This window comes from Agrobacterium sp. ST15.13.015 (genome assembly GCF_027871645.1).
In the GTDB taxonomy this organism is placed as follows: domain Bacteria; phylum Pseudomonadota; class Alphaproteobacteria; order Rhizobiales; family Rhizobiaceae; genus Agrobacterium; species Agrobacterium leguminum.
This window is the reverse complement of the sequence record NZ_JAQAHF010000002.1, coordinates 42,314-55,030: the sequence shown is the minus strand read 5'-3', so window position 1 is coordinate 55,030 and position 12,717 is coordinate 42,314. Positions and strand designations below refer to the sequence as shown.

At 61.1% G+C, this 12,717-nt stretch carries 11 protein-coding genes; 7 read left to right on the top strand and 4 right to left on the bottom strand.

Annotation, left to right across the window (positions count from 1 at the left end):
* Positions 1-81: 81 nt before the first annotated feature.
* Positions 82-768 (top strand): metal-binding protein ZinT, encoded by a 687-nt coding sequence (locus PIB16_RS03460; RefSeq protein WP_065654122.1) that lies wholly within the window; start codon positions 82-84, stop codon positions 766-768.
* Positions 769-820: 52 nt separating this feature from the next.
* Here the strand turns inward: PIB16_RS03460 and PIB16_RS03455 are convergent, their stop codons facing one another.
* From PIB16_RS03455 to PIB16_RS03445, 3 genes are all read right to left on the bottom strand, one after another.
* The gene (locus PIB16_RS03455; protein WP_065654123.1) at positions 821-1,639 is read right to left on the bottom strand and encodes an ABC transporter permease; all 819 of its coding nucleotides are present in this window, start codon (positions 1,637-1,639) and stop codon (positions 821-823) included.
* Positions 1,636-2,424 carry an ABC transporter ATP-binding protein gene (locus PIB16_RS03450; RefSeq protein ID WP_065654124.1) on the bottom strand — a complete coding sequence of 263 codons (789 nt, stop codon included), beginning with the start codon at positions 2,422-2,424 and terminating at the stop codon, positions 1,636-1,638. Before PIB16_RS03450 ends, PIB16_RS03455 begins: the two co-directional genes overlap by 4 nt.
* A gap of 253 nt (positions 2,425-2,677) precedes the next feature.
* Positions 2,678-3,721, bottom strand: coding sequence for an ABC transporter substrate-binding protein (locus tag PIB16_RS03445; RefSeq protein WP_065654125.1), 1,044 nt, complete (start codon positions 3,719-3,721; stop codon positions 2,678-2,680).
* Positions 3,722-4,011: 290 nt separating this feature from the next.
* On the opposite strand from PIB16_RS03445, the gene PIB16_RS03440 reads away from it, so the two are divergent.
* From PIB16_RS03440 to PIB16_RS03415, 6 genes are all read left to right on the top strand, one after another.
* Positions 4,012-5,571, top strand: a complete 1,560-nt coding sequence (locus tag PIB16_RS03440) for a VOC family protein (protein ID WP_271044996.1) — start codon at positions 4,012-4,014, stop codon at positions 5,569-5,571.
* Between the two features lie 111 nt (positions 5,572-5,682).
* On the top strand, positions 5,683-8,433 hold the full coding sequence (locus tag PIB16_RS03435; protein WP_271044995.1) for a DUF2339 domain-containing protein: 2,751 nt from the start codon (positions 5,683-5,685) through the stop codon (positions 8,431-8,433).
* Positions 8,430-9,074 carry an HD domain-containing protein gene (locus tag PIB16_RS03430; RefSeq protein ID WP_271044994.1) on the top strand — a complete coding sequence of 215 codons (645 nt, stop codon included), beginning with the start codon at positions 8,430-8,432 and terminating at the stop codon, positions 9,072-9,074. The genes PIB16_RS03435 and PIB16_RS03430 overlap by 4 nt, the downstream gene beginning before the upstream one ends.
* A gap of 11 nt (positions 9,075-9,085) precedes the next feature.
* A complete protein-coding gene (locus PIB16_RS03425) occupies positions 9,086-9,928 on the top strand; it encodes an MOSC domain-containing protein (RefSeq protein ID WP_078054120.1) in 843 nt (280 codons plus the stop codon).
* 73 nt (positions 9,929-10,001) lie between these two features.
* Positions 10,002-10,508 (top strand): hypothetical protein, encoded by a 507-nt coding sequence (locus PIB16_RS03420; RefSeq protein WP_078054121.1) that lies wholly within the window; start codon positions 10,002-10,004, stop codon positions 10,506-10,508.
* A 153-nt stretch (positions 10,509-10,661) separates the two neighbouring features.
* Positions 10,662-11,876, top strand: a complete 1,215-nt coding sequence (locus PIB16_RS03415; protein WP_271044993.1) for an MFS transporter — start codon at positions 10,662-10,664, stop codon at positions 11,874-11,876.
* Here PIB16_RS03415 and recO read toward each other — a convergent pair whose 3' ends face one another.
* Positions 11,877-12,656, bottom strand: a complete 780-nt coding sequence (gene recO, locus PIB16_RS03410) for a DNA repair protein RecO (RefSeq protein ID WP_125145848.1) — start codon at positions 12,654-12,656, stop codon at positions 11,877-11,879.
* Positions 12,657-12,717 lie beyond the last annotated feature (61 nt).

Genomic DNA, 12,717 nt, shown 5'->3' with positions numbered 1-12,717 from the left:
CATCCCGCGAATGCGGCCTCTATAGGTCGATACGTAATGTTATTACGTAACTATCTTCGTCGATATGAGAGGGCCGAAACAATGCAGAAGATACTCACCCGCGTCACCGGCGCCGTCGCACTAGGTTCCATGCTGCTGGCGGCAACCGCGGCAATGGCTGCCGGTGGCGACAAATCCGCAGCCCACAGCCACGACCATGGGCACGATCACGGCCACCAGATGACCGAAGCTGAAAAGCAGATTTACAAGGGTTATTTCGAGGATGCGCAGGTGAAGGCGCGCACGCTTTCCGACTGGGAAGGCGACTGGCAGTCTGTCTATCCCTATCTGCTGAACGGCTCGCTTGATTCCGTCATGGCCGAAAAGGCGGCGCATGGCGACAAGACGGCGGCGGAGTACCGCGCCTATTACGAGATCGGTTACAAGACCGATGTGAACCGCATCGTCATCAAGAGCGACAGCGTGGCGTTTTATAAGGACGGCAAACCCGCTGAAGGCATCTATGTCAGCGATGGCCATGAAATCCTGACCTACAAGAAGGGCAATCGCGGTGTCCGCTACATCTTCAAGAAAACCGGCGGCGATGAGGCCGCGCCGCAATTCATCCAGTTCAGCGACCACTCCATCGCCCCGGTCAAGGCAGGCCATTACCATCTCTACTGGGGCAACGACCGCAAGGCACTGCTGGACGAAGTGACCAATTGGCCGACCTACTACCCGTTCCTGATGGACGGCGGCGATATCGTCGAAGAAATGGCGGCGCATTAACTTCGCACGACATTCCGGCACGGGCATATTCTTCATGCCCGTGCTGCATTCCTTATTGCCCCATAGTGGAGCGATGCGCCCAGCCGGTCATGCGCTTTTCAAGCCAGGCCATGATGGCGTACATGACGATGCCTTCCACCGCGAGCATCAGCAGGCCGGCAAAGACGAGCGGCACATTGAACTGGCTTTGCGCCGAACTCATCATGTTGCCGAGGCCGTAATTGGAGGCGACGGTTTCCGACACCACCGAGCCGACGAAAGCGAGCGTGATGGCGATTTTCAGCGAACCGAAGAAATAGGGCATGGAGCGCGGAATGCCGACCTTCAGCATGATGTCCATCTTCTTTGCGCCAAGCGCCCGCAGCACATCTTCCGTTTCCGGCTCTATGGTGGCAAGCCCGGTCGCGACGTTGACGACGATGGGGAAGAAAGAGATCAGGAAGGCGGTCAACACGGCAGGCACTGTGCCGATGCCGAACCAGATGACGAGGATGGGCACCAGCGCCACTTTCGGGATGGCGTTGAAGCCGATCATCAGCGGATAAAGCCCGGCATAAATGGTTTTGGACCAGCCGATGAACAGGCCGATGGCGAGGCCGGCGGCCACCGCAATGGCGAAACCCAGCGTCGTGGTATAAAGCGTCTGCAGCGAATTCTTCCAGATCGGCGACCAATATTGCAAGATGGCCTGTCCGACCCTTACCGGTGACGGCAGAATGGTGGGCGGCATTTTCAGCGCGTAGACCAACAGTTCCCACAACACGAAAAGCGCCAGCGTATAAAGCCAGGGCGCGGCTTTCACCCAGTTGACGCGGGCAATCAGCGGCTTGCGCGGCTCGGCCACAACGGTGCCTTCCATGATCGCGCTCATGCCGCCACCCTCGCCTGCGCGATCTCGCCATGCAGTTCCTGCACCATGTCGTTGAAACCCTTGTCATACATGATATCGAGCTGGCGCGGGCGGGCAAACGGCACGCGGTGTTCCGCCAGCACCCGGCCCGGCCTTGCGCTCATCACGAAAATCTTGTCGGCCAGAAATGTCGCCTCGCGCAGATCATGGGTCACGAGGATGATGGTGACGCGCTGCGCGGCGTGCAGGTCGCGGATGACGCACCATAATTCCTCGCGGGTGAAGGCATCGAGCGCACCGAAAGGCTCGTCCAGCATCAGCAGTTCCGGTTCGTGGATCAAGGCCCGGCAAAGATTGGCGCGCTGCTGCATGCCACCGGAAAGCTGCCACGGATACTTCGAACCGAACCCCTTCAGGCCGACGATTTCCAGAAGGCGCTCGGCTTTCGCGACATACTCCGCCTTGTGGGCGCGCAGGCGTCGACGATGTTTCTCGACGATCTCCAGCGGCAGCAGGATGTTCTCAAGCGTGGTGCGCCACGGCAGCATCGTCGGGTTCTGAAACGCCATGCCGACGATGGAAACCGGCTCCGTGACCTGCCGCCCGGCAACGATGACATTGCCCCTCTGCGGAATGTGCAGCCCTGTCACCAGTTTCATCAGGGTCGACTTGCCGCAGCCGGAGGGTCCGACCACGGCGGCGAATTCACCCTTGTCGACCGTGAGATTCAAGCCGGATACGGCCAGCGTGCCGGCGGAGCCGCCATAGCGCATGTCCACACTGTCTATTTCCACGAGATGTGACATTGCTGTTCCCTATTTTGGCGCGCGCCCGCGGCCCCATCATCCTCGCCTCAATTTCGAGGCAATCGCTTACGCCCGGCGTCGCTGCTTGTTTCTTCTCCCCGCCGGGGAGAAGGTGGCCCGAAGGGTCGGATGAGGGGGCAACGTCAGCGATAGACCGCACCCTTGCCCCCTCATCCCGCTGCCGCGACCTTCTCCCCGGCGGGGAGAAGAAATTTGCGGCGCCCGCTCGCTCTATCCGCAACGGCTATCCCAATCAGGGAAGCATGCGTTCTTCCTTGGCCGGCAGATAGGTCGCGTCGAAGACCTGCTCCGCCTTGACGTTGCCCTTCAGGCCAAGAGAAACTTTCAGCGTCTCGATGGAGGCGGAAAGCCGGGCCGGATCGACGCCGCCCATGCCGTTTTCCACCACATAGGGCGTCTTGATATTCATGCTGTTGGCCATGTTGAGGCGTTCAAGCTCGATGGCGCTGTCGAGCGTCTCGTTGCGCTTGAGCACGGCCGCCACGCCCTCTTCCGGGTTCTTGACGGAATCGGCGAAGCCCTTGGCCAGCGCTTTCAGGAAGCCCTTCACGGCATCCGGGTTTTTCTCTGCGAAATCAGTGTTTACCAGCACCGCATTGCCATAGAGATTCAAGCCGTGCTCGGCCATCAGGATGGTCGAGATATCGTCATCGGCGATGCCCTGTTTCTTGAGGTTGAGGATCACCGAAAAGGCAAAGCCGAAAACGGCGTCGACATCGCCCTTGGCGAGCATCGGTTCACGCACCGGAAAACCGATCGATTCGATCTTGATCTTGCTGTCATCGAGACCTGCTACCTGTTTGAAGGCAGGCCATTGCGCAAACGCGCCATCCGGTGGCGGCGCGCCGAGCTTCTTGCCTTCCAGCGACTTCGGATCGCCGGTGACGCCGAGCGACTTGCGGCCCACCACGGCAAAGGTCGGGCGCTCATAGACCATATAAACGGCCTTGATCTTCTGGCTCGGATCCTCGTCGAGGAACTTCATCACCGAGTTGATGTCGCCGAAGCCCATCTGGTAGGCGCCGGTCGCCACGCGCGGAATGGCTTCCACCGAGCCGTTGCCGCTATCGATGGTGACATCGAGACCTTCAGCCTTGAAGTAACCCTTATCGAGCGCCAGCAGGAAACCGGCAGCGGGGCCTTCGAACTTCCAGTCGAGCGTGAATTTCACCGGCGTTTCGGCCCGCGCCTCGACGACCGGCAGCGAAAAACCAGCGGTTACACCGATGGCGGCAATGGTCAGAGCCCTGGTCAACAACCTGCGCGTTAAAATCATCTATTCCCCCTGATGGTTTTGTTGGATTGGTTGCATAAGACCCAATTCCAGCCCTCAAGGCAAGATAAAATTGCATACAAAATAGCCGTTATTTTGTATGCTTATTTTATATGCATAAACGGGCGCAGGGCAGGCAAAAAGCCGGCATTTTGCCCATCGCGCATGCAACGAAGCGAAAGCGGGATCGTTCACGCAGAGAACACAGCGTTCTCATTTGCCGGGGTTGCGGATCAGGGGCAGCGTGCGACAAATGGGGCCACGAACAGCAGGCGAAACAGCGGGACGGCAAGATGAATTCTGCACTGGGCATACACCACATCACCATGATTACCCGCAAGGTGCAGGCGAATGTGGATTTTTACGCCGGCTTTCTGGGCCTGAGGCTGGCCAAGCGCACGGCCGGTTTCGAAGACGCTATGCAGCTGCACCTGCTTTATGGCGACGATATCGCTTCGCCCGGCTCGCTTCTGACATTTCTCGTCTGGGAAGATGGTGGTCAAGGCCGTGTCGGCTATGGCCAGACGCTGGAGATTTCCGTGGCCATCGATCCCGCCGCCATCGGCTTCTGGCTAACGCGGGCACTGAAATTCGGCATGCGGGCGGAAGGCCCCTCCGATGAGTTCGGCGCTCCGGTCATCCGGCTGAAAGACCCTGACGGCCTGATCGTCAAGCTGGTCGGCACCCACGCCTTTGCCGATGCCACGCCGCATGTGACGGACGACATTTCCGCGCAGGACGCCATTCGCCGCATCTATGGCGCAACGGTGCTGAGCGAAGTGCCGGAAGAAACCGTGGCGTTTCTGGAGAAACATTTCGGTTACCGGCAGGAAAGCCAGGCAGGCGCAATCCGCCGGCTCGTTTCCGAAAGCGGCGACATTATCGACGTGCGCGACGCCGCCGGCTTCTGGTCAAGCGCGCCGGGCACCGGCACCGTCGATCATATCGCCTTCCGGGCCAAGGACATGGACGAGCTGAACGCGGTTCATGCCGGGCTGAAATCGCTGAATTCCAGCACCACCAATGCCCATGACCGCAAATATTTCCACTCGCTCTATGTCCGCGAACCGGGCGGCGTGCTGATCGAAATGGCGACCGACGGGCCGGGCATGACCGTGGACGAACCGTTGGAATCGCTGGGGAAAAAACTGTTTATCCCACCGCTCTTCATGAAGGATGAGGCGGATGTGCGTGTCGCCCTGCCGCAGTTTGCGATGCCGGGCGAAGAGCGCATCGTCTATCGCGACCTGCCCTTCGTGCACCGTTTCTATACGCCCGAGGAGCCGGATGGCAGCACCATCATCCTGCTGCACGGTTCCGGCGGCAGCGAAACGAGCCTGATGCCGCTGGCGCACCGGGCAGCGCCGCGCGCAACGCTTCTCGGCGTGCGCGGCCGCAGCACGGAGGAAGACATCGCCCGCTGGTTCCGCCGCAATCCCGATTTCAGCTTCGACCAGAAGGATATCGCCTCGGAAGCGGAAGCCTTCGCCGCCTTCGTGGAGGGGGCGATACGGTCCTATGGTCTCGACCGTTCGAAACTGAAGTTTATCGGCCATTCCAATGGCGCAAATTTCTACGCGGCCTTTGCAGCACTTTATCCCGAACTTGCCGGAGACGCCCTGCTCTACCGCCCGATGCCGGTTCTGGAAACATGGCCGCAGGCTGATCTTTCCGGCCGCAATGTCATGCTTGTGGCGGGAGAACGCGACAAATATCTCGACAAGGCGCACGAATTGCAGGGCCGGCTGGCGGCGAGCGGAGCAAGAGCTGAGATGGAAACGGTTGAGGACGGGCATGAGCTCGGGCTTGCCGATATCGAAGCGGCGCGGCGCTGGCTGGCGGATGTTTCCTGACACGGCGGGAGGGCGTGTGCCACCCACTCGCCACCCAGCCATTCATCAACCGGGCCTTGCATAAATTCACCAAAAGGGCTTTAAAAACAGCTTCGTAATTGGAGAGTCCGTTTGGAAATCCCGCTGTTTATCCTCGCCCTCGTCGCGGCCTTCGTCTACACGCTGGTCGCGAGCATCCGCAATTCAAGTCGAATCAAGTCGCTGGAACGGGAAGTTCTCAGTCTCAAGCGGCTGATGGCTGCGGGCGTGACGTCGCCTGTGGCGGCGCAGGCGGAGAGCGCGGAAACCACGGCAAAACCGGATTTCGAGGCGGAAGAGAAAAGCAGGGCGCCTGCGGAAGACGCCTCCGAACCCCAGGAAGCCGCCGCCATCGCGCAGGCGGAAGACCCCGTCAGCGAGGAAGCACCTTCCGCTCCTGCGAGCGATACGGCATCCGCTCCGGCGACGAAGGAAAGCTTCGAAAGCCTGCTCGGCGCGCGCTGGGCCGTCTGGGCCGGCGGGCTGGCGCTGGCGCTCGGCGGTATTTTCCTCGTCAAATATTCGATCGAATCGGGGCTGCTCAGCCCGGCGGTCAGGCTGTCGCTCGCCGCCATTTTCGGCCTCGTTCTCGGCGTTGCCGGCGAGGCTGTCCGCCGCAAGGCGGTGCCGGGCATCGCCGCCACCTATTCCAACGCCATGATTCCGGGCGTGCTGACGGCGGCCGGCGCCTTGACGCTGTTCGGCGTCGTCTACGCCGCCTATGGCATTTACGGCTATATCGGCCCCGGCATGGCTTTTGGCCTGCTCGGGCTCGTCGCCTTCGCCACCATCGGGCTTTCGCTGCTGCACGGGCAAGCGCTGGCCGGTCTCGGCCTTCTCGGCTCCATGTTGACGCCGGCGCTGATTTCCACCGAGACGCCGAATATCTGGGCGCTCTTTGTGTTCCTCACCATCTCCTGGCTGGCAACAGCGGCCGCGGCGCGCAGGCAGGGCTGGACCGTGGTTCCCTCTCTCGCCAATGCCGGCCTCGGCATCTGGGCGCTCGGCTATATCGGATTTTCCGAAACGATCAGCGCCGAACCGCCAACGCTTGCCCTGCTCGTCATGCTGGCGGGAACCATATTCCTCTGGCCGGGCAAGGCATTCGACACGCCGCCTGCGGAGACCGGCGAAACCGCCGCTCCCGAGCGGCGCGCCATCCGCGCCATGCGGCTTCTGCTGCGGCCGTCGCTCGCCCTCAATCTCACCGTTTCGATGGCCGTGATCCTGCCGGCCATGGGTTTCCTGTTTGCCGATGGCGGTATCGACACCCATCCGGCGCTCATCGTTTCAGCGCTCATCGCCGCCCTTGCGGCCCTTGGCGCCGCCCGCCACTATGCGGTATGGCCCGCCATTATCGCAGCGCTCGGTGCGCAGGCTGCCGTGTCGCTGATGTCGCGGCAGGGCATCGACTTCATCGGCCTTATCAACGATACGTCCGTGTCCCTTCCGCCCGTATCGGTCGGCTACACGGCGGAAATCGCCATGGCGCTCGGCCTCGGGGCTGTCTTCGTGCTCTGCGCCTTCTCTTTCCTGAAACGCAAAGGCGCTGACGATGCGGATTTCGCCCAGCTCTGGGCCGGTATCGCAGCACTTTTCCCCGTCTGGCTCGCCACCTCAAGCTTTGTCGAATACGGCAATCTCGGCCGTGACTGGCTGCACGCCGCCTATGGCCTCGGCCTTGGGCTGGTGTTGCTTGCGGGCGCCGAGTGGCTGCACCGGCAGAACAACGAGGCCTATCGCAAGCCGCTGAACATCCTCGTGCTCGGCTCCTTCGCCGCCTTTGCGCTTTGCTTGCACACGCTGACGGAGGGGCTTGCGACGACCGTGCTGCTCTCCGTCATCGGTTTCATTTATGTGCTCGCGACACGTTACCGCAACTGGGATGTGCTGCCCTGGGTGATGGCCGTGGCGAGCGTTGCCGTTCTCGGCCGTATCGCCTGGGAACCCACCATTGTCGGGCCGCAGAACCTCGGCACCACGCCGGTCTTCAACGCGCTTCTGCCGGGTTACGGCATTCCCGCACTGCTGGCCGTCGCCTCGGCGTGGCTGCTGCGCGACTGGCCGGGGGTCAGGGCGAAGAACTTCCTGCAGGCGATTGCCAGCGTCATGGGCCTTCTCGCCGTCGCCATCCTCATCCGCCACGCGATGAATGGCGGCACGCTGGATGACAGCGTGCCGACGCTTGGCGAACAGTCGATCTACACGCTGCTGACCATCGGCTTCTCGGGCGTCTTGATGACCCTGGACCTGAAGAGCCCCAGCCCCGTCTTCCGTTACGGCTCGATGATTGCCGGCGTGATTGCCGTCATCAACGTGCTGACGATGCATTTCTTCACGCTCAACCCCTATTTCACCGGCGAAAATACCGGCAGCATCCCGTTCCTCAACCTGATGTTGATCGGCTACCTGTTGCCGGCGCTCGCCTATGGCGGCCTTGCCTATTATGCGCGCGGAAAACGTCCGCCGCCCTATGTCAGCATGCTGGCGGTGGCAGGTGCGGCACTCGGCTTTGCCTGGGCCACGCTTTCGGTGCGCCGTTTCTGGCAGGGCGAGAACATTGCCGACTGGAAGGGCTTCCTGCAGGGCGAGACCTATAGCTATTCGGTGGTCTGGTTGCTGATCGGCGTCTTGCTTCTCGTGCTCGGCTCACGCTTCAATGCCCGCAGCCTGCGTCTTGCATCGGCCGCCTTCGTGCTGATCTCGGTTGCGAAGGCCTTCCTGATCGACATGAGCAATCTAGAAGGTGTGCTCAGGGCCCTGTCCTTCATCGGTCTCGGCGCGGTGCTGATCGGCATCGGCCTGTTCTACCAGAAAATCCTCACCCGGAAGCCGCAGGCATGATCGCGGCCGAGGCTTTCGCGCCCTATGCGGCGCTTGCGCAGGATTTGATACCGCACGCCGCCGATACGGGCGACGGCTCGCATGATCTTGCCCATATTCACCGCGTCTTCCGCAACGCCATGCGCATCCATGCGGGCGAAGGCGGCGATGGCACCGTGCTGGCCGCCAGCGTGCTGTTGCATGATTGCGTGGCGGTGGAGAAGAACTCGCCGCTCCGCGCGCAGGCCTCACGGCTGGCTGCGGAAAAAGCTTCGGGCATTCTCGAGTCTCTCGGCTGGCAACGGCAGGATATCGACGCCGCCGCCCATGCCATCACCACCCACAGCTTTTCCGCCAATATAGAGCCGCAGACGCTGGAGGCGAAAATCCTTCAGGACGCCGACCGGCTGGACGCCATCGGCATGGTGGGAGCGGCGCGCTGCTTTTATATTGCCGGGCGCATGGGTTCGGCTCTCTACGACCCGGTCGACCCGCTGGCGAAGGAGCGGCCGCTTGACGACCGCGCCTTTGCCATCGACCATTTCGAAACCAAGCTGTTCAAGCTGGCCGACGGCTTTCGCACCGAGACGGGCCGGCAGATGGCCACGGCCCGCCATGAGCGGCTGAAACAGGTGCTGGACCTGTTTCTCGACGAAATTTGAGGAGACCCGAGATGCGTGTGACCGAGCTAAACATCTATCCTCTGAAAAGCGCGCGCGGCATTCCCCTCTCCGAAAGCACTGTTTCGGCAGAAGGCCTGCCGGGCGACCGCCGCGCCATGCTCATCGACCCCAACGGCCATTTCATCACCCAGCGCGAATTGCCGGCAATTGCCACGGTTCTGGCCCGGCACAAGGATGGCGGCATGGTGCTTTCGCGGGAAGCGAATGGCGAGGTTCTCGCAAGACCTTCCGGAGAGCGCATGGATGTAGCGGTGTGGAAATCGATCGTCAGCGCCAATATCGCCGATCGCGAGACCAACGAGGCGCTCTCGGCATGGCTGGAGCGCGAGGTGAAGCTGGTGTTCTTCGACGACGCCTCGAAACGCATTGCAAGCCTGGAATGGACCGGCAACGAAACGCCCGTCACCTTTGCGGACGGTTACCAGATCCTCGTCACCACCACCGCCTCGCTTGCCGCGCTGAACGACAATATGCGCGCCAATGGCGAGGACGCGGTCGGCATGGAACGCTTCCGGCCCAATATCGTGCTTGATACGGACGAGCCATGGGCCGAGGACCGCTGGGCGGCCATCGAGATCGGCGGCATTCGCTTCGATCTCGTCAAACCCTGCGCCCGCTGCATCATGACCACACAGGACCAGACGACCGGATCCCGCGATGTGCCCTCCCCCATGAAAGCCATGGGCCGCATCCGCATGTCCGGAGACCGGCGCGTGCCCGGCCCGCTGTTCGGCTGGAACGTGACGCCGCGTGGCGAAGGCAGGCTGTCGGTTGGCGATGTGGCGAAGGTGATCGAGGAAAGGCCGGAAGGCTGGGCGATCAAGCGGCGTTAGTCGGAGGCCGTAGTTTTAAGTTGATTTTCGAATAACAAAAATCAATCATGGGTTTATTTTCAGGAGATGTTCCATGGTCGATTTTTTCAATGTCATTTCAAATAATCATATATCCGTCGTAGCAACGATAGGCATATTGATGTGCGTGTCGGGTTTGCTTCTGTGCTTCTTTTCCGTTGGCAAAACACATGGGCTCCTGCTTGCTCTTGTCGGCGCCGTTTTTACCGCTCTGCCCTTCATCACCAGCATGAAGGTCAATAGGGACGGATTGGAGATTTTGACCAATAGCCAGAAGGCCAATATTGAACTGGCGACGACCGTCGCTAAGCAAACGCAAGCCATCGAGGAAGTGAAACAGGGGCTGGCGGCACTCAACACCGTGGTGCAAACATTTGCCAGCACGCCTGCCGCCGGGTCGGATAATTCCTTTACGCCAAAGATAAATTGGCTTCAAATCCAGAAGAATCTGAGCTCATCGATAGACAAATCAGACTCGCTCCTGGGCGATATTCAGCAGCGGCAGCAGAGCGTTGAGGATATTCTCGGCAAAAACGAGGCTTTGATAGGCAAGATGCGCTGACAGCGTCTTATCAATCCCATGAATAGTGGCCGTCAAGAAAAGTCGCTAGTGGGACCGGCTGACAAAAGATAATATTCATCCCATCGTAGCGGAATCTGCGGCAAGCCATGTCCCTATTTTTTTGGGACGCGGCGCCGCGATGGGAGAATATTCATGTCGCAAGCCACACGCCAGACCATGCCCTGGCTGATTATCGCCGCCGGGTCGCTGATCGCGGTCATGACCTTCGGCCCCCGTTCCGCCATGGGCTTTTTCCAGCTGCCGATGCTCGCCGATACCGACTGGGACCGTTCCACCTTCGGTCTCGCCATGGCCCTGCAGAACCTCTTCTGGGGGCTCGGTCAGCCCTTCTTCGGCGCCATCGCCGATAAATACGGCACTGGCCGCGTGCTCGTGCTTTCCGGCCTGCTTTATGCTGCCGGCCTCATCTGCATGTCCTTCGGCACCTCGCCCTTCTGGCTGCATTTCGGCGGCGGCGTTCTCGTCGGGCTCGGCATTGCCGCCGGCTCCTTCAGCGTCATCCTTTCGGCCTTTGCGCGCCATGTCACGCCGCAGCAGCGTTCGCTCGCCTTCGGCATCGGCACCGCGGCGGGCTCAGCCGGCATGTTCCTGTTCGCGCCGATCAGCCAGGGCCTGATTTCCACCTATGGCTGGTCGGACAGCCTCGTCTGGCTTGCCGCGATGATGATGCTCGTGCCGCTGCTCGCCTTTCCGATGCGTGGCAATTCCTCTTCCGGCAGCCAGTCGCAGGCGCAGTTCCAGCAGACGGCGGGCGAAGCGCTGAAAGAAGCGCTCGGCCATAAAAGCTACCTGCTTTTGACCACGGGCTTTTTCGTCTGCGGTTTTCAGGTGGCCTTCATCACCGCGCATTTCCCGGCCTATCTCGGCGATATTGGCATCGAACCGCGCTACGCCGTCATCGCCATGGCGCTGATCGGCTTCTTCAACATCATCGGATCGCTTGCCGCCGGCGTCATCGCCCAGCGTTATTCGAAACCCTATCTGCTGGCCTATATCTATATCGCCCGTTCGGTTGCCGTCACCGCTTTCATGCTCCTGCCGCAATCGCCGCTTTCAGTCATCATCTTTGCGGCCGTCATGGGCATCCTCTGGCTTTCCACCGTGCCACCGACCAATGCGCTGGTGGCGATCATGTTCGGCACGCGCCATCTCGGCATGCTCGGCGGCGTCGTGTTCCTGTCGCACCAGATCGGCTCGTTCCTCGGCGTCTGGCTCGGCGGTTTCCTTTACGACAGGCTGGGTTCTTATGATCTCGTCTGGTGGCTGGGCGTCGGCATGGGGATTTTCGCGGCCATCGTGCATTGGCCCATTCAGGAGCGACCGGCTCCGAGGCCTGCAATGGCCTAGTCAGACGGCCTTATCGAGGGCGGGCGACATCGCCCTGCCCTCCTTCGCCCTCCGCTCAAGCGCCTTCAGCGCCGCCTGCACGAAACCGTCGCGGGCGGCGTTTTCGTTGAGGCCACGCGGATCGTAGACATGCCGGTTGAGGAAATGAGCGGTGAGGCGGAAAGCAGCCGCGAGGCTGTCAGGATCGGCGGCCTTCGACTGGCCTTCGCTTAAGAAAGCCGGAAGCGAAAGCATCCGCTCCGCATAGGGCGCACCTGCCGTGCGGCAAACCGCCCTGCCCGTTTTCGGCGATACATAGATGAGGTCGGTGCGCAGCCCCGTCGCCGCACATTCGGTGAGATCGAGCCCGAAACCGAGTTCGTTCAGCACCGCCAGTTCGAAGCGCACGAATAATTCTCCGGCATCGACTGGGTCATGCAGATTGTCGAGAATGATATCCAGCGCCTGATAAAGATGCGGATGCGGATCACGCTCCGGCAGAAGCCTGAGCAGAGCGCCCATGGCCTGCACGCCATAAACGGCGGTCGCTGTTTCCATCAGCTGCGCAGCGCGCAATTGCAGCGGCTCGATGCGGAATTCACCCAGATGATCGTGAAGGCGCGCCCGCCAGATGACATCCACCCGGTTGCCCGCCTGTAGCACAGGCTGCATGCTGCGGGAACGGCCGGAACGCACCAGCCCCAGATGGCGGCCACGCGAAGGGGTCATCACCTCGGCGATGACACTCGTCTCGCCATGGCGTTTGACGCCGAGAATGATTGCCTCTTCCTGCCACTGCATGAAACGCGTCCGAATTTCGATTCAGGATTTCGATTCAGGCCCGATCATACCCGATCTGGCG